The following is a 15522-nucleotide window of genomic DNA, read 5'->3' on the forward strand; positions in this document are numbered from 1 at the left end:
GCTTGTTGTGAACTGATTCAGTTCAATATTCAAACGAAAAAATATCATTGTGAAAATTGTTACCAATTCATTGATCAAGACTTCTAATTGCTAAACAAAAAAAATAAGTAGGTTTGTTATAGTCAGACAATTGTCTGGCTTTTTTCGGCTCTATAATTTATGAATCAGAATTGATTATTCTGTTCCATAAATTATAGAGCCGAAAAACTGGAAAAATCAGTTGTACTTATCCAGGGCTTTTTTTATTTGTATCAAAGAATTTTTTGAACAGTCAAGGGAACAGAGAATATGTAGCGATTTATTCTTTGATCTTGAAAAGGTGGATCTTTTTGCTGAATTCAGCGACTTGCGCGGCATCAATCGTACCGTTTGTTTTCGAGAGCGCATTAGACATGCCGCAAGCCATCGAATAGGACAATGCTTGTTCAATTGGATACTGTTTATTCAATGCTACGGCCATTCCACCAACTGTTGAATCGCCACAACCTGTTGTATTTACAATAGCAATTTTAGGAATCTCAATCTTAAAAAAAGTGGATTGGTACTTAACGATTGCCCCATCGCCACCTTGGGAAACCATAACGGTGTCGATCCCCTCGAAAAGAGTGCTCTCTAGCACAGTAAAAATTTCTTGAGATGAACATAATTTTCGTCCAATCAGCTCTTCTAATTCATGCTGATTTGGTTTAACAAAATTCGGACGAGCATTCGTTTGGGCTAAACAATTTTTTAGTTGTTCGCCAGATATATCCATTAGAATCGGTATCTGTTCACCTAATGCTTTACGGATAAATTGAAGCAATTGAGCGTGAAAGTGACCATTCGCAGAGTTTACTGAGCCAGAAATACAGACGACGGTAATCGGATGTTGCTCAATTAACATGGAGAGATGATGATAAAAAAGTTTCTCATCTTCATCAGATAAGTAAAGTCCTTTTTCTACCAGCTCTGTATGGGTGTTTCCGTCGTGCATGATCGTAATCGCATTGCGAGAATTTCCATTGATAGTGAGAAAATCTAATAAATAATGTTCTTCAGCTAGTAAAGAATCAAGAATCGATTTGCCAACATTTCCTCCCAAAATACCGGTTAATAAAACTTCTTCTCCTAACTGTGCGATGACTCTGCCAGCGTTGATGCCTTTTCCCCCAATTGATATATGCGGGTTATCCACCCGATTCACTTGATCCAATTGTAGTGAGGGCACAAGATAGGTGTAGTCCATCGAAGGGTTCATTGTAATCGTTAAAATCATTATTTTTCCTCCTTAAGGATTTCCGTAAAGGAACGATAATGCTCATAAGTAGTCTCAGAAAGTTTATTATCAGTAATTAAATAGTCGACATCAGATAGGGAGTAAAAGGTGTAAACGTCGGAACGATTAAATTTAGAGCTATCTGCAACGATGCATTTTTTGCGGGAATGTTCGAAAGCAACTTGTTGGATCGAACCTTCAACAAGATTCGCAGTGGTGATATTGTTTTCGAAGATCCCATTTGTAGCAGCAAAAGCGAAATCGATATTTAAATTTTCAAAACTTTTTTCTGCGGTTTCTCCATAAAATTCTTCCGTTGTGCGGGAAAATTCCCCACCTGTCAACAGTACACGATAATTTGTATTGTAAATTAAGTAATTAAAGGCGAGCAAACTATTTGTGATCACGAATAAGTTTGCTTTTTTTAGTTCAGGTAAAGCATGGAGCGTCGTTGTTCCGGCACCAATATAAATAGTGTCGTTATCTGAAATGATACTGTTCATGACTTTTCCGATGAATTTTTTTTGAAGAACATTTGTATCGATTTTTTCTTGGGTAGAAAGCTCATGCTCGATTTTTTCTAGTTTTTGCGCGCCACCATAAATTTTTACCAATAAAGATTGATCCGCTAACTCTGTAATATCTCTACGAATAGTCATACCGGAAACGTCTAATGTTTTAGCTATTTCTGCAATGGATAAGTAGTCATGCTGATTCACTAACGCTAAAATTTTTTCTTGCCGTTCTTTCTTTAACATAGTTTCACCTCGGGTTGGATTAACGATCTTTCAAGTTAATTTTTTCAACTTTCTTTATACATTAATTAATAGCATTTACACTCAGAAAAAGCAAGGATAAATGTTTGGATGTGTTAAAGTTTGTTAATTTTATTTGCAGAAAAGAGCCGACATTTAGAAAAAACTGACAAAAAAGAAAGCGTTGACAACGAATAAATACTATTGTATATTTACATTGTGAAACACATCTTAACAAACATTAACATTTTTTATCATGTAAGTTGAACGAGGAGGAAGAATAGGTGGACTACACGAGTATGTTTGATGAAAGGCTGATTTTTCTCGATTTGGAAGGAGACAATTTGGAAGATCTATTTGGAGAAGTAGCGAAACGACTACAGAAAGAAGCTTTTGTTAATGAGAATTATTTAAAGGGATTAATAGCAAGAGAACAAGTTTTTCCAACTGGGCTGATTACGCAGTATTTAAACATTGGCTTACCTCATTCAGAACCAGCGTATGTCGAAAAGCCTTTTATTGCTATTGTACGTCTAAGTACTGAGGTGAAGATAAAGCAAATGGGAGATAGTCAAGAAATGCTGGTAAGGAATCTCTTTTTTTTAGGAATCAAAGAACCAAAAGAACAAGTCGGCTTATTACAATCATTAATGGCATTGTTTATGGATGGAAAATTTGTAAAGGCATTCATTGAAGCGCGAGAGGCACAAGTAATTTATCAATTGGTAACGCAGAATATAAAATGAATTTTGGGGAGGATTTTAAGATGAAAAAAAGATTAATCGTAGCATGTGGGAGTGGTGTTGCAACAAGTCAAACGATCGCAAGTAAAATCGCTGGGATGCTTGAAGACGATGGGATCGATTTCCCCGTTGAAGCAGTGGATTATAAGTCTATCCAAAATGAATTGCCATTGACAGGGATTTATGTTTACGTTGCACAGCCAGATGATGAAGTATTGGAAAAAGCAGAAGAGTTAGGAGTACATGTTTTTGCCGGAATTCCGTTTCTGACGGGCATGGGTATGGATGCTATTTATGATGAGATCAAGGAATTGATTGCCTAGCACAAAAAAATCTTATCAAAAGAAAGAAGTGAAAAAAATGCAACTATTTCAAGATGTTATCAATTATATTCTAGATTTGGGTTCCGCCATTTTTGTACCACTAATCATTTTGCTCCTAGGTTTGATTGCGGGTATGAAATTCAAAAAAGCATTTATGTCCGCGATTACGTTAGGCATTGCTTTTACAGGGATGTCGATGGTCATTGGTTTTATGTCAAACGCAGTTAGTCCAGCATCTGAAGCATTGGCAAAAAATACGGGATTGAATTTGCCGGCGCTAGATCTAGGATGGACTGGAGCGGCGAGTATCACCTGGTCATGGTCCTATGCATTTATTTTCTTCGCAGTTGTTCTCGGTGTGAATTTTATTATGTTGATTTTTAACTGGACAAAGACGCTCAATGTCGATATGTGGAATGTGTGGGGCAAAGCACTAACGGCCTATCTTGTCTACTTTGTCAGTGGTAGTTTACTGGCTGGGTTTGTTACTGCCATCATCCAGGTCATATTGGAACTTAAGATGGGGGATATGTTCCAACGCCATATTGAGGATTTGACAGGTATCCCTTTAGTAACCGTAACACACTTAATGAATATTTCAGCAGTACTCTTATTACCAATCAATGTGATCATGGATAAAATTTCTTTCTTTAACCGGCGCGCCGATACAAAAGCATTAAAAAAGAAAATCGGTATCTTCTCTGAAAACTCGGTGATGGGATTTCTCATCGGCTTGGGTTTAGGGTTGGCCGCAGCTTATGGGGTTTCGGGTTCATTAAATTTAGCTATTCAAATCGCTACAGCAATGGCTTTATTCCCAATGATCTCAAAAATGTTTATGCAGTCTCTTTCACCACTTGCCGATGCAATGTCGGAAATGATGAAAAAACGGTTTAAAGACCGGGAAATTTATATTGGGTTAGATTGGCCTATCTTAGCTGGTCGCACTGAGATTTGGGTCGCCGCGATCTTATTAGTACCAGTCTTTATTGGTTATGCAATCGTTTTACCGGGAAATGCTGTTTTACCTTTAGCGGGAATTATCAACTATTCGATCGCAGTAGGTGGTTTATTACTCACAGGCGGAAATTTGGTTCGTATGCTGATCATGGGGGTCATTTCGATGCCAATTTATCTGTATGCAGCCACTTATTTAACTCCAATCTTAACGGGCTTAGCAGATCGAACCGGTGCAGTTGAAGGAATACAAAAAGGCCAACAAATTACCTGGTCTTCGATCGAAGGACCGGAATTTCGAATCTTGTTTGCAGAAGCGTTTAAAGGAAATATCTTGGGTATCATCGGGTCAGTTCTGTTTATCGCAATGTTTGTTTGGTTGTATAAATATATGAGCAAGGTAAAGGTGCCAAGTCAAAGATACGAAGAACAAGGTACACAATCTACGCAAGTACGTGCGACGAATGGCTAAAATTTTCAAAAAGTAAAGGGGCGGCAAAAATGGGAAAGAGCGAAAAAATAAAATGGCAACTGCTTCTTTTACTAGCAATTGGCTGCTATCTCTTAGCTTTGGTGACACAACAGTACCTATTTAATGTCGTAGCTATTGGTCTAGCAGTCTGTGTATATAAATATGGCAATCCAGTACTTTTCAAAGAATACGATGAACGGAAAAAGAAACAGGATGAAGAAGCATCTAAAATAAGAGCAGCTGTACAAACAATCATACGTAACAAAACGCTTTAAAAATAAAAAAGGTGGTCTTGAATATGTCAGATGGACGGATGATTTTTGAAAGAGAGCGGGAAGATTTAGCACGAATCGTAAAATTGATCTTTACAAGGAAGAATACGAATGTGGCAGGCGGTAATTTCTCTTTTAGAACAACTGATGAAGTAGGGAAAGAATACATTATTATGACACCGACTATGATGTCAGAAGCTTATTTAGGGGAAGTCTCACCAGCACAAATCTTAGTCGTTGAGCCTCATACAAGAAAAGTGATTGATGGGGTAGGTCAACTTACACGAGAAATCAACTTACACGAAGCGGTTTATGATACGAATCCAGCGATAAAAGCGGTTTTACATGCCCATTCGCCACACTCGATGTTTTGGGCAACCGCCGGCTTGGATATGCCTAATTTAACGGAAGCGACCCAAAAAATCGGCTATATTCCTGTGTTAGACTTTGAACCTAATTGCTCGCCAGAATTAGCAGAATTAGTTTCTGATTACATGAAAAAAGAACAAGTAGCCTTACCAAATATGTTGCTACTCAACAGTCATGGAGTGTTGATCAGTGCGCCAGGAGCATCGGGCATTGAAGCGATCCATAAAGCTTTACAGATTCTAGATACTACGGAATGGAATGCCGAAATTGCATATAAGCAGACGATATTCCAATCCTTAGGTTTATTAGATGGTTTTTATTCTAAAGGTAGACAGGTAGGAACCCTTGAAGATTTGAAAAATCATACGCCGATTTATAATAAAGAAGAAATTTTTGCTGGTGGTGATTAACTATCAGTTAATCATCTGTTACGATTGAAAAAAATCCAAGAACATTCGTTTACGAGTTCTTGGATTTTTTTTATGATGGGGATTTTGTTACTGAACTTCAAATAAAAATTTAAGTACGCTTAATGTAAATATTATTAAAAATTACTTATTCTTGAGAACATTAATTATAGAAAAGCATACTTTTATGATTTTAAGATAAAATTCGCCCATACATGTGAAAAATGTTCTATATAATGTCTATCTAGGGTACACCCTAAACAGGCATGTTGATAACAATTTATCCTTATTTCAATCAATAGTTTCTGTTTTAAGGCGCTAATCCATTGATTGAAACTTTCTCCACGCTCTTTTTTATTTCTAAACCCCAGATTTTAATGTTATCGGTAACATTCTTCTGCCTGTTTACTCTTGTTTTTGTAAGCGTTACAATTCTTTAAGAATAGGACAAAACAAATGGAGGATCATATGGAGAAAAAATGGTGGCATCAATCAGTTGTATATCAAGTGTATCCACGTAGTTTTCAAGATACGAATGGAGATGGAATCGGTGATTTAAGAGGGATTATTTCAAGATTAGATTATTTAACCTATCTAGGGATCGATACGATCTGGCTTTCCCCAGTCTATGAATCACCAAATGATGACAATGGCTATGACATCAGCGATTATGAAGCAATCATGGCTGAATTTGGGACGATGGCTGAAATGGACGAACTGATTGAGGAAGCGAAGAAATTAGGCATCAAAATCATTTTAGATCTAGTCGTCAATCACACTTCTGATGAACATCCATGGTTTATCGAATCACGAAAAAGCAAAGACAATCCATATCGAGATTATTATATCTGGCGTGATCCAGTAAATGGTGACGTGCCTAATTCACTACGTTCGATCTTTAGTGGACCGGCTTGGGAATTTGATGAAACGACAGGTCAATATTATTTGCATCTATATAGCAAGAAACAACCTGATTTGAATTGGGAGAACGAGCTGGTCAGACAAGAAGTTTATGATATGATGAATTTTTGGATCGACAAAGGAATTGGTGGATTCCGTATGGACGTCATCGATACGATCGGCAAATTACCGGATCAAGAAATTACCAATAATGGTCCTCGACTCCATGAATATTTACAAGAAATGAATCAAGCAACTTTCGGAGATAAAGATTTGATGACGGTAGGAGAAACTTGGGGGGCAACGACAGAAATCGCGAAGCTTTATTCTGACCCCAAACGAAATGAGCTATCCATGATCTTCCAATTTGAACATATGACTTTGGACCAGCAAGCAGGCAAGGATAAATGGGATCTAAAAGCTTTAGATGTCTCAGAACTGAAACAAGTCTTGTCCAAATGGCAGACAGCATTAGGTGATGAAGGTTGGAATAGCTTATTTTGGAATAACCACGATTTACCGAGAATCGTTTCACGTTGGGGAAATGATCAAGAATACCGCGTGGAAAGTGCAAAGATGTTTGCTATTTTACTACACATGATGAAGGGGACTCCTTACATTTATCAAGGAGAAGAACTAGGTATGACGAATGCTCCGATCCAGGACATTTCAGAAGCAAAAGACATCGAAACGATCAATATGTATCACGAGCGTCTTGCATCTGGCTATCGTAAAGAAGAGATCTTGCAGTCTATCAATGCCAAAGGGCGTGACAATGCGCGTACCCCAATGCAGTGGGATGAAACAGCACATGGTGGATTTACGACAGGAACGCCTTGGCTATCCGTCAATCCAAACTACAAAACCATCAATGCGAAACAAGCAGTCGCAGATTCCTCTTCGATTTTCCATACGTACAAACGCTTGATCGAGTTACGCAAACACAATGAAATCATCGTTTGGGGAGAATATGAATTGTTGACAGAAACTCCAGCTGAGGTCTTTGCTTATTATCGTACACTAAATGAAGAACGTTGGTTGATTGTCTGTAACTTATCCGAGCAAACACAAGAATTAACTGTTCCACAAGAAACAACAGAACTGATCATTGCCAACTATGATCGAGAAGTACCTGTAGGAGAAATCGAATTACGTCCTTATGAAGCATTTGTGGTGAAAATTGGGTAATGGCAACAGTTAAATTTGATGGTTATCTAGAAAAAAATTGAAAGAACCAGTATTCAAAAATAATTTTGAAACAGAGAATGCTAAGTTATCAAGCGCAATCGCTTTGATGAATGCTAGAGAAGCTGCCGGATTGACACAACGTGAATTAGCAGATTTGGCTTCTTTACCTCAATCGACAGTAGCCCGTATTGAGTGAGGAAACAATACAAGTTTCGATACGTTATCAAAACTTGCTCATGCTCTAGGAAAAGAGTTGAAAGTCGAGTTTGCATAGAGGATAGATTGTAATAGTGAGGTCGGGACAGAAGTGTTTAGCCTCGAGAAATAAGGCGCCATCCACGAAAATTGTTCTTCAAATTTTTGTGGATGGCGCCTTATTTCCGAAGAGGTTACTTCTGCTCCCGCCGTTTATTCGGTTTTAGGTGGTGGGAGAGGACTAATGTCCCACTTCCATTTTTTTAGGTGAAGGACTTCATTGGAAATAGTATCAAAGGTATGGTACAAAACGATCAATGTTCTCCTCTTTGACAAATCAACTAAATCATACTATGATATGTACGCTAACAGGAGGTGTAAAAATGGGGAAATCAATTGAACGTTCGTTAGAAGAATGTCTTTTTTTTAGTGTGAAGAAGCTCGATCGAGTATTGAACAAATTAGCTGATGAAGCCTTCAAGAAAACGGGACTTGCACCTACTTATGGATTTATCTTACTGATTTTGAAAGAAAAAAACGGTATTCCTCAAAAAGATATCGCGCAGATGTTGTATTCAGCGCCGTCAACGATTGCACGTTTCGTAGAAAAATTAGAATATAAAGGCTATGTCAAAACGGTCACAGAAGGACGGTTATCTTTGGTATTTTTAACTGATGAAGGTCGTGAATTTGTCAAAGAGATCGACAGTAGTTGGGATGAGCTGCACCACGCATATAAAGTTGTTTTAGGTGCTGCCGAGAGCGAGCGGCTTTCTCAAGAGCTGAATGAAGCGACCAATAAATTACAAAAAAAATAAAATTTTTTAAACATAACAGTTGCATGTACAACTAATCGTATGGTTAAATAAATACGAGAAAAAATAAGTGACATTCGTCATATTGGAGGAAGAAGAATGGCAAAATTCAATGAATCAATCACATTTCCATCAGGTAGTGAGCTGAAAAATCGGTTGATGCTATCACCAATGACTACAGAACTTAGCTTTTTTAATGGGGTAATCACAAAAGACGAGATCGAATATTATGCACAACGCTCAAAAGGATTAGGCGCCGTGATCACTGGTGCGGCAAATGTGCAAGACATCGGTAAAGGTTGGCCAGGTGAATTGAGTATCGCCCATGATGAAATGCTTCCTCGTCTAAGCGAGTTAGCACAAGCCATTCAAGGCGAAGGTGCCAAAGCAATCGTGCAGATCTTCCATGGCGGCCGTATGACAAGTCGTGCGACATTATCAGGAGAACAAATCGTATCTGCTAGTGCGATTCCGGCAGAACGTCCAGATGCCGAAACACCTCGGGCATTAAGTGATGAAGAAGTTAGTGAAACGATCCAAGCATTTGGCGAAGCAACACGCAGAGCCATTGAAGCAGGATTTGACGGAGTAGAATTACATGGTGCGAATACTTACTTGATCCAACAATTCTTTTCTCCTCATTCGAACCGTAGAGAAGATCAATGGGGTGGTTCTTTAGAGAAACGTTATCATTTTATTGAAGAATTATTGAAATCTGTCTTCCAAGCAGTTGAAACACACGCAACCAAACCATTTATTGTTGGCTATCGTTTTTCACCAGAAGAATTTGAAACACCAGGTATCCGTTTTGAAGAAACGATTTGGTTGATGGAACAATTACGTGAAACGAAATTAGACTATCTGCATGTTTCATTGAATACCTATGATCGTGTGGCTCGTTCTGAGACCTACAACGAAAAATCAATTCTTGAATATGTCCACGAAACGATTCAAGGGAAAATCCCGTTAGTAGGTGTCGGTAATGTCCGTAACAGCAAAGATGTCGAGTCTGTGTTAGCTCATGCGGAACTCGTAGCAGTAGGTCAACAAATGTTGGTAGATCCAGAATGGGCAGTCAAATTATTAGAAGGTCGAGATGCTGAATTTGTGACGAAACCTTTTTCTGAAGCATACAAAGACTTGTATTTACCAAGTCCGTTGTATAATTTTCTTGATCAACGCTATGGATCAACCATCAATATCTAAGAAAGAAGCTGAAAAAATGAAAGTTTTGATTGTTTTGACAAATGTAGAAAAATACGACAATATCGAGCGTCCAACAGGTTTATGGTTAAGTGAATTGACTCATTTTTATGATGTATTAGTCAAAAAAAAGATCGAAGCTGATTTTGTTAGCCCGAATGGCGGATACGTACCATTGGAACCAAAAAGTATATTAGATATGGACCAAGTGGATTGGACCTATTACCAAGATGAAGACTTTCGTAATCGTGCGTTAGGTCAAACGTTACGTCCGGATGAAGTGGACCCAACAGAGTATACGGCGATTTATTATGCCGGTGGTCATGGAACGATGTGGGATTTCCCCGGATCAGAAAAATTAGCAGAGATTGGTTCTGCGATCTACAAAAATAATGGGATCGTATCAGCGGTTTGTCATGGTGTCGTAGGCTTATTACCTGTCGTTGATGAAAACGGACAGTCCATTTTAGCTGGACGTAAAGTGACTGGCTTTAGTAATGAAGAAGAGGAATTAAACGGAACAACGAATAACGTACCATTCCTGACCGAAGATTCATTGAAGGAAAAAGGGACCGATTATCAGGCAGGGAAAGCTTTTACTGAAGTTGTTCATGCAGATGGGCGTTTATTAACAGGACAAAACCCACAGTCTGCACATTTATTAGGAGAAAAAGTCGTTGCTGAATTAACGAAATAACGTGGAGTTTGGAGAGGAAATCAATGATGGAAACACGGACCTTGAACAACGGATTGACAATTCCTGTACTTGGATTTGGTGTCTTTCAAATCTGGGATCAAGAAGAATGTGAGCAAGTCGTTTTAGAAGCCCTGAATGCTGGCTATCGCCTGATTGATACTGCGGCTGTTTATTACAATGAAGAAGCCGTTGGTCGGGCAATCAAAAAAAGTGGGATTCCAAGAGAAGAGATCACTATTACAACCAAGTTATGGGTCACTGATGCTTCTTACGAGGGCGCATACAAAGCGTATGAACGTTCTTTACAAAAATTAGGGGTAGACTATATTGATATTTTCTTGATCCATCAACCTTACAATGATTATTATGGTGCATGGCGTGCCATGGAAGAACTCTATGATGCAGGCAAAGTAAAGGCGATCGGAGTCTCCAATTTTTCAACAGGTCGTTTGACTGATTTGATTTTGAATCATCGGATCAAGCCAGTGATCAACCAAATCGAACAACATCCATACCGTCAACAAAAACAACAAAGAGAAACAGCCACGCATTTTGATGTCGTGACTGAAGCATGGAGTCCCTTTAACCAAGGAAAAGATGGGATCTTTGATGAACCAGTTTTAAAAGAATTAGCTGAAAAATATCATAAAACTGTCCCACAAATCATCCTACGTTGGCAAACACAGCTAGGGATCATCACGATCCCTAAGTCTGTCCATGTGGATCGTATGAAGCAAAATATCGCCATTTTTGATTTCCGATTATCAGAAGAAGAATTGACTTTGATTGAACAGCTCGATCAAGCACCAGAGTCAACCGGACCTCGTGAACATCGAACCTTAGTTGAAAATCTGCATAATATCTCCATTGATCAAGCAAAACAGTAAATGATATGCTGATGCATTCAAAAAGAGAGCATAGAAGCTTGTAGTGTTTCTAAAAAGTAGTTCTTTAATACTTAGTGCGGGTAGAAAACAGTCTTGTTTTCTACCCGCACTTTTTTTGTTGAAAAACTTAGAAAACTAGGATCATATCATTCTCCAAACAATTGGATAGGATCGAAGTATCAATCTAGATAGATTGGTGTGTGATTTTAAAGTATAAGGGTGGTACATTTAGTTTTTTTTTCTAATCAACCAGCTTTTCTAGCTATCTAATTGACTTGCATGACGATGACTTTGGTGGCAATAAAGGTATCGCCAACTTGTTGACCATAAAGATTGACGGATCTTTCAAGCTGTAAGTCTGCTCTTGAGCCTTCAACGATTCGAGAGTTTTGAGTTTGTGCATCATAAATAACGACTGTAATCTCAGTCTCACTGGTAATAGTAAAGCTTAATTTTTCGTCAGAGGAAACGGCCATGTCATAGGAATCTTCATCTTCATTTTTTTGATAAAATTTTGTGATCTCTAGTTCAAATTGATCACCATTCATAGACACAAGAATCCCAGACTCATCTGCTTGATCAAGTAAATCATTGGCACGATCAAAATCTGTTTGCTCGTTGTTGTTTTGCTCATCATCGCCACTTTGACTCGTTTCGGTTTGTTTTTGTGGGGGAGTGATTTGTGCATTGGTGGGGACGTTGTCATTGTTTACCTGTGACGGGTTGGAGCTAGTACCACAGCCAGTCAATACTATCGCTAAGAAGAGAATGGATAACATTCTTTTTTTCATAAAAACACCTTCCTGTTTATTCATATCGTAATGCTTCGATTGGTTTTAATTTTGACGCTTTATAGGCGGGTAAATAGCCAAAAATAGTACCGATCAGCATCGAAAAAGTAACACTGATCAAAATAGAAAGCAGAGATATCGTCAGTGGGTAATTGAGCAGATTCAGGGCGACCAGACTGATGATCGTGCCTAAAATTATACCAATCAATCCACCAATTACTGATAAGACGATTGCTTCTGTCAGGAATTGTCGCAAAATCACTTTTCGCTTGGCGCCTAATGCCTTCTTTAAGCCAATCTCTCTAGTTCGCTCTGTCACGCTGACCAGCATCGTATTCATGACTCCGATCCCACCGACTAACAAGGAAATACTGGCAATTCCGCCCAATAAAATCATATTTGAACGATTGATATCATCAGTCATCTTCTTTACTTCATCATAATTTCGAATGGAAAAAACAAAATCTGATGGTGGGATGCTTTTTGTCAGTTCATGGCTAGCCTGAACGACAGCTGATTCTAACACTTCTGCATTCGTAGCCTGAAACAATACCGTTGGCTTTTGATCAAGTTTCCCTTCAACTAGACGTTGGCTATTTCTAGGAATGAAAGCATATTTCCCTGAAAGTTGATCCGTTTCAGACTCTACGATACCGATGATTCGAAAAGGTGTTCCATTAATCTCAATCAGTTGATTTAAAGGGTTGCGATACTGAAAAAAAAACTCTGCCAAGTCAGCTGTGATCAGAGCGACTTGTTTTTGTGATTGTAATTCGGTTTCAGTCATTGCTCTACCTTTAAGAATCTTATGAGGCATGATTTCAAAGAAACTTCCATCCATTCCTAATACTACGGCATCGGTCTGTCGCTCTCTTTGAAAGACCGGCAAATTAGCTTCATAGAATAAGCTGACATTCTTGGCATGATCGATAGTCAGTAATTTTTGGAGTTCACCATCTGATATCTGAGGAGAATAGTCAGGCAGCCGATCATTTCTACCATTTTCTCCGGCAAGAAAGGCACTTCTGGCGTCATATTCGATACGCATTGAATTAGTAGAACCGCCAATCATCTGCTTTTTCATATTTTCAGTATTTCCATTGATAATACTCACAATAGAAATGATTGAAGCAATCCCAACAATGATTCCTAACATCGTCAACAGAGAGCGTAAACGATGCTGGTAAATCGATTGAATCGCTAACCGAATATTTTCTTTCATTCTTTGACCTCCTCAACAATCAAACCATCTTTTAAAAGAATTTGACGTTTGGCATAGTCAGCAACCTCTTGTTCATGTGTAATCAACACAACTGTCTTTCCCATATCATTTAGATTTGCGAATAGGGACATGATTTCATGACTATTGGCAGTGTCTAAGGAGCCGGTCGGTTCATCAGCTAAAATCACATTTGCCTCTCCAACCAGTGCTCGAGCAATGGCTACCCGCTGTTTTTGACCACCAGATAATTGATTGATCCTAAAATCGATTCGGTCAGCCAAACCGACACTTTCTAAGGCATGAATAGCTCGACATGTTCGTTCCTCTTGCATGACACCGGCATACAAAAGTGGTAAAGCAACATTTTGTAAAACGGGCAATTTTGGCAATAGTTCAAAATTTTGAAAAACAAAACCAATTTTTTGATTGCGAATTTCAGAAAGATCGTCTTCGTCCATTTGACTGGTTATCTTGCCATCAATTAGATAGCTTCCTTTTGTCGGTGTATCTAAGCAGCCGATAATATTCATCAAGGTCGATTTGCCGGAACCTGATCGTCCCATAATAGAAACAAACTCCCCATTGTCAATTGTTAGATTGATTTGATTCAAGACATGGATTTCACCAAGCCCTTGTTGGAACGTTTTACAGACATCAATTAGTTGGATCATTTGTTCTCACATCCATTCCTACTTTGACATCATTTGTGGGAAAGACAAGCTCGCTGTCCAAGTCTAGCTCACTTTCTAGCAAATACATTGCTTCATCCATTTCATCTTCGGACAACTCTACTTGTTTTTTGCTGATTTTATGATTTTCAACAACATAAATAAAAGGCTTGTCTTCTTCATAGAAAACGAATGATTTTGGCAGTTTGATTTCCGTTTGGTTTTCTTCGATCAGTTCCACAAAACAATGAGTACCAATGCTTGGTGGGGTTTCACTTTTATCCAAAGCGACTTCAAAGCTGAATTGAGATAAATTTGGGTTTGCACCTTGTTCTTCCACAACTACTGAAGGTTCTTTCATATCACCAACTCGTGTGATCTGTCCAGTCCATTGCTGACTACCGCCATTGCGATCCTTTAGTTGAACTTTTTGTCCCGGTTCCAGCTGACTGCGACGGAATTCATCTACGGTCCCTTTTAAAAACAGCCGGCTTGTGTCAACGATAGTCATGAAAGGGGACTCTGGGGCGGTTTCACTCGCACTCATATTCATTTGTCGTTCATCAATATCTTTGACGATTCCGTCAATACCAGCCTCCACGACATCTGAACCATGTTGTTCTTTGACGGAGTTCAACTCCAATTCTGCTCGTTCTAGTTCTAAGGTTGCATCGCCTATACTATTCTCTGAATTTTGAGCTTCCATCAATAGTTGACTTTGTTGTATTTCTAATTCATTTTTGCGATCTTCTAGCGCTTCTTTATCTTCATCCTTTGCGGTAGTGATTTTTTGTTTGGTCTCTTCCAATTGAGTAGTTACCTTGTTGTATTGTTCCCATTTCTGGTTTGTTTGTCGCTGGGCTTGTTCTACTGCACTCCTACGGTTTGCAGTAGTTTGCTCTGCTTCCTTAATAGCTAAAGATCCTTCAGGATTAGAATAAACAAACAGTGCTTGTCCGGCTTTCACTTGATCTCCCGCCGCAACTTTTTTTTCGACGACTGAGCCTCGCCCGCTATCTACCTTCACTTCAATGGTTCTCGCCGGTTCAATGACCCCCACCAAGTGAAAGTCATTTCTAGGTTGCAGATCTTGTAAAGATACACGCGTGATAGATGGGGCTTCTCGGCGATCACGCCTTAAAGTACTTGCCCCAGCTATACTCCCGATAACCAGTAGAGCACCAGTGACCATGATGGCTTTTTTAAAATTTTTTTTATGTTTTCTCAAACCTCTCACCTTCCTCATCGATTAATTGGATGACTACCTTTATTTAAGCACTTCACCTACAAACGTTTTGAATGATTCTCTTAATATATTCTGAAGATTTCTTAAGAGATATTCTCTATTCGTTGTATCCTCGCTTTGTTATAATCAAGAATGAATGAAGACTATTTATTTGAAA

General features: G+C 38.7%; 16 protein-coding genes and 1 pseudogene. 11 read left to right on the plus strand and 6 right to left on the minus strand.

Annotation, left to right across the window (positions count from 1 at the left end; translation table 11 throughout):
• Nucleotides 1-298: 298 nt before the first annotated feature.
• Together I2F89_RS02590 and I2F89_RS02595 are read right to left on the minus strand one after the other, a co-directional pair.
• Nucleotides 299-1255, minus strand: a complete 957-nt coding sequence (locus tag I2F89_RS02590; protein ID WP_115357203.1) for a 1-phosphofructokinase family hexose kinase — start codon at nt 1253-1255, stop codon at nt 299-301.
• Nucleotides 1255-2013, minus strand: coding sequence for a DeoR/GlpR family DNA-binding transcription regulator (locus tag I2F89_RS02595; protein WP_071866566.1), 759 nt, complete (start codon nt 2011-2013; stop codon nt 1255-1257). Before I2F89_RS02595 ends, I2F89_RS02590 begins: the two co-directional genes overlap by 1 nt.
• 281 nt (nt 2014-2294) lie before the next feature.
• On the opposite strand from I2F89_RS02595, the gene I2F89_RS02600 reads away from it, so the two are divergent.
• The 11 genes and pseudogenes from I2F89_RS02600 (at nt 2295) to I2F89_RS02650 (ending at nt 11438) form a co-directional block, all read left to right on the plus strand.
• Nucleotides 2295-2756: a PTS sugar transporter subunit IIA gene (locus I2F89_RS02600; RefSeq protein WP_071866567.1), complete on the plus strand. Its 462-nt coding sequence runs from the start codon at nt 2295-2297 to the stop codon at nt 2754-2756.
• 20 nt (nt 2757-2776) lie between these two features.
• Nucleotides 2777-3076, plus strand: a complete 300-nt coding sequence (locus I2F89_RS02605; protein WP_071866568.1) for a PTS sugar transporter subunit IIB — start codon at nt 2777-2779, stop codon at nt 3074-3076.
• A 37-nt stretch (nt 3077-3113) separates the two neighbouring features.
• Complete coding sequence (locus I2F89_RS02610) at nt 3114-4505, plus strand: PTS galactitol transporter subunit IIC (protein WP_071866605.1); 1392 nt, start codon at nt 3114-3116, stop codon at nt 4503-4505.
• 29 nt (nt 4506-4534) lie between these two features.
• Nucleotides 4535-4780 carry a hypothetical protein gene (locus I2F89_RS02615; RefSeq protein WP_074800527.1) on the plus strand — a complete coding sequence of 82 codons (246 nt, stop codon included), beginning with the start codon at nt 4535-4537 and terminating at the stop codon, nt 4778-4780.
• 23 nt (nt 4781-4803) lie between these two features.
• Nucleotides 4804-5556: a class II aldolase/adducin family protein gene (locus I2F89_RS02620; RefSeq protein ID WP_195513386.1), complete on the plus strand. Its 753-nt coding sequence runs from the start codon at nt 4804-4806 to the stop codon at nt 5554-5556.
• 465 nt (nt 5557-6021) lie between these two features.
• Nucleotides 6022-7641, plus strand: coding sequence for a glycoside hydrolase family 13 protein (locus tag I2F89_RS02625; RefSeq protein ID WP_115357208.1), 1620 nt, complete (start codon nt 6022-6024; stop codon nt 7639-7641).
• Nucleotides 7641-7915 (plus strand): annotated as a pseudogene (locus I2F89_RS02630) (helix-turn-helix domain-containing protein). The gene I2F89_RS02625 and the pseudogene I2F89_RS02630 overlap by 1 nt, the downstream one beginning before the upstream one ends.
• A 304-nt stretch (nt 7916-8219) precedes the next feature.
• Entirely contained in the window at nt 8220-8654 is a 435-nt protein-coding gene (locus I2F89_RS02635; RefSeq protein ID WP_010736432.1) for a MarR family winged helix-turn-helix transcriptional regulator, read from the plus strand.
• 96 nt (nt 8655-8750) lie between these two features.
• Nucleotides 8751-9857 (plus strand): NADH-dependent flavin oxidoreductase, encoded by a 1107-nt coding sequence (locus I2F89_RS02640; protein WP_195513388.1) that lies wholly within the window; start codon nt 8751-8753, stop codon nt 9855-9857.
• 16 nt (nt 9858-9873) lie between these two features.
• Nucleotides 9874-10551: a type 1 glutamine amidotransferase domain-containing protein gene (locus tag I2F89_RS02645; RefSeq protein ID WP_195513390.1), complete on the plus strand. Its 678-nt coding sequence runs from the start codon at nt 9874-9876 to the stop codon at nt 10549-10551.
• Nucleotides 10552-10577: 26 nt separating this feature from the next.
• Nucleotides 10578-11438, plus strand: coding sequence for an aldo/keto reductase (locus tag I2F89_RS02650; protein ID WP_195513467.1), 861 nt, complete (start codon nt 10578-10580; stop codon nt 11436-11438).
• 266 nt (nt 11439-11704) lie between these two features.
• Here the strand turns inward: I2F89_RS02650 and I2F89_RS02655 are convergent, their stop codons facing one another.
• From I2F89_RS02655 to I2F89_RS02670, 4 genes are read right to left on the minus strand one after another with little or no spacing between them, the layout of a single operon-like run.
• Nucleotides 11705-12229: a hypothetical protein gene (locus tag I2F89_RS02655; protein WP_195513392.1), complete on the minus strand. Its 525-nt coding sequence runs from the start codon at nt 12227-12229 to the stop codon at nt 11705-11707.
• Nucleotides 12230-12245: 16 nt separating this feature from the next.
• On the minus strand, nt 12246-13451 hold the full coding sequence (locus tag I2F89_RS02660; RefSeq protein WP_195513394.1) for an ABC transporter permease: 1206 nt from the start codon (nt 13449-13451) through the stop codon (nt 12246-12248).
• The gene (locus tag I2F89_RS02665) at nt 13448-14122 is read right to left on the minus strand and encodes an ABC transporter ATP-binding protein (protein ID WP_195513396.1); all 675 of its coding nucleotides are present in this window, start codon (nt 14120-14122) and stop codon (nt 13448-13450) included. The genes I2F89_RS02660 and I2F89_RS02665 overlap by 4 nt, the downstream gene beginning before the upstream one ends.
• Entirely contained in the window at nt 14106-15356 is a 1251-nt protein-coding gene (locus I2F89_RS02670) for an efflux RND transporter periplasmic adaptor subunit (protein WP_272017943.1), read from the minus strand. The genes I2F89_RS02665 and I2F89_RS02670 overlap by 17 nt, the downstream gene beginning before the upstream one ends.
• Nucleotides 15357-15522 lie beyond the last annotated feature (166 nt).

It is taken from the genome of Enterococcus sp. 1001283B150225_161107_E12 (assembly GCF_015556925.1).
In the GTDB taxonomy this organism is placed as follows: Bacteria; Bacillota; Bacilli; order Lactobacillales; family Enterococcaceae; genus Enterococcus_B; species Enterococcus_B mundtii.

Excerpts from the sequence above, each read along its gene's own strand:
- I2F89_RS02590 (WP_115357203.1), bottom strand. The coding sequence starts at position 1,255 with ATGATTTTAACGATTACAATGAACCCTTCGATGGACTACACCTATCTT.
- I2F89_RS02595 (WP_071866566.1), bottom strand. The coding sequence starts at position 2,013 with ATGTTAAAGAAAGAACGGCAAGAAAAAATTTTAGCGTTAGTGAATCAG.
- I2F89_RS02605 (WP_071866568.1), top strand. The coding sequence starts at position 2,777 with ATGAAAAAAAGATTAATCGTAGCATGTGGGAGTGGTGTTGCAACAAGT.
- I2F89_RS02610 (WP_071866605.1), top strand. The coding sequence starts at position 3,114 with ATGCAACTATTTCAAGATGTTATCAATTATATTCTAGATTTGGGTTCC.
- I2F89_RS02615 (WP_074800527.1), top strand. The coding sequence starts at position 4,535 with ATGGGAAAGAGCGAAAAAATAAAATGGCAACTGCTTCTTTTACTAGCA.
- I2F89_RS02620 (WP_195513386.1), top strand. The coding sequence starts at position 4,804 with ATGTCAGATGGACGGATGATTTTTGAAAGAGAGCGGGAAGATTTAGCA.
- I2F89_RS02625 (WP_115357208.1), top strand. The coding sequence starts at position 6,022 with ATGGAGAAAAAATGGTGGCATCAATCAGTTGTATATCAAGTGTATCCA.
- I2F89_RS02635 (WP_010736432.1), top strand. The coding sequence starts at position 8,220 with ATGGGGAAATCAATTGAACGTTCGTTAGAAGAATGTCTTTTTTTTAGT.
- I2F89_RS02640 (WP_195513388.1), top strand. The coding sequence starts at position 8,751 with ATGGCAAAATTCAATGAATCAATCACATTTCCATCAGGTAGTGAGCTG.
- I2F89_RS02645 (WP_195513390.1), top strand. The coding sequence starts at position 9,874 with ATGAAAGTTTTGATTGTTTTGACAAATGTAGAAAAATACGACAATATC.
- I2F89_RS02650 (WP_195513467.1), top strand. The coding sequence starts at position 10,578 with ATGGAAACACGGACCTTGAACAACGGATTGACAATTCCTGTACTTGGA.
- I2F89_RS02655 (WP_195513392.1), bottom strand. The coding sequence starts at position 12,229 with ATGAAAAAAAGAATGTTATCCATTCTCTTCTTAGCGATAGTATTGACT.
- I2F89_RS02660 (WP_195513394.1), bottom strand. The coding sequence starts at position 13,451 with ATGAAAGAAAATATTCGGTTAGCGATTCAATCGATTTACCAGCATCGT.
- I2F89_RS02665 (WP_195513396.1), bottom strand. The coding sequence starts at position 14,122 with ATGATCCAACTAATTGATGTCTGTAAAACGTTCCAACAAGGGCTTGGT.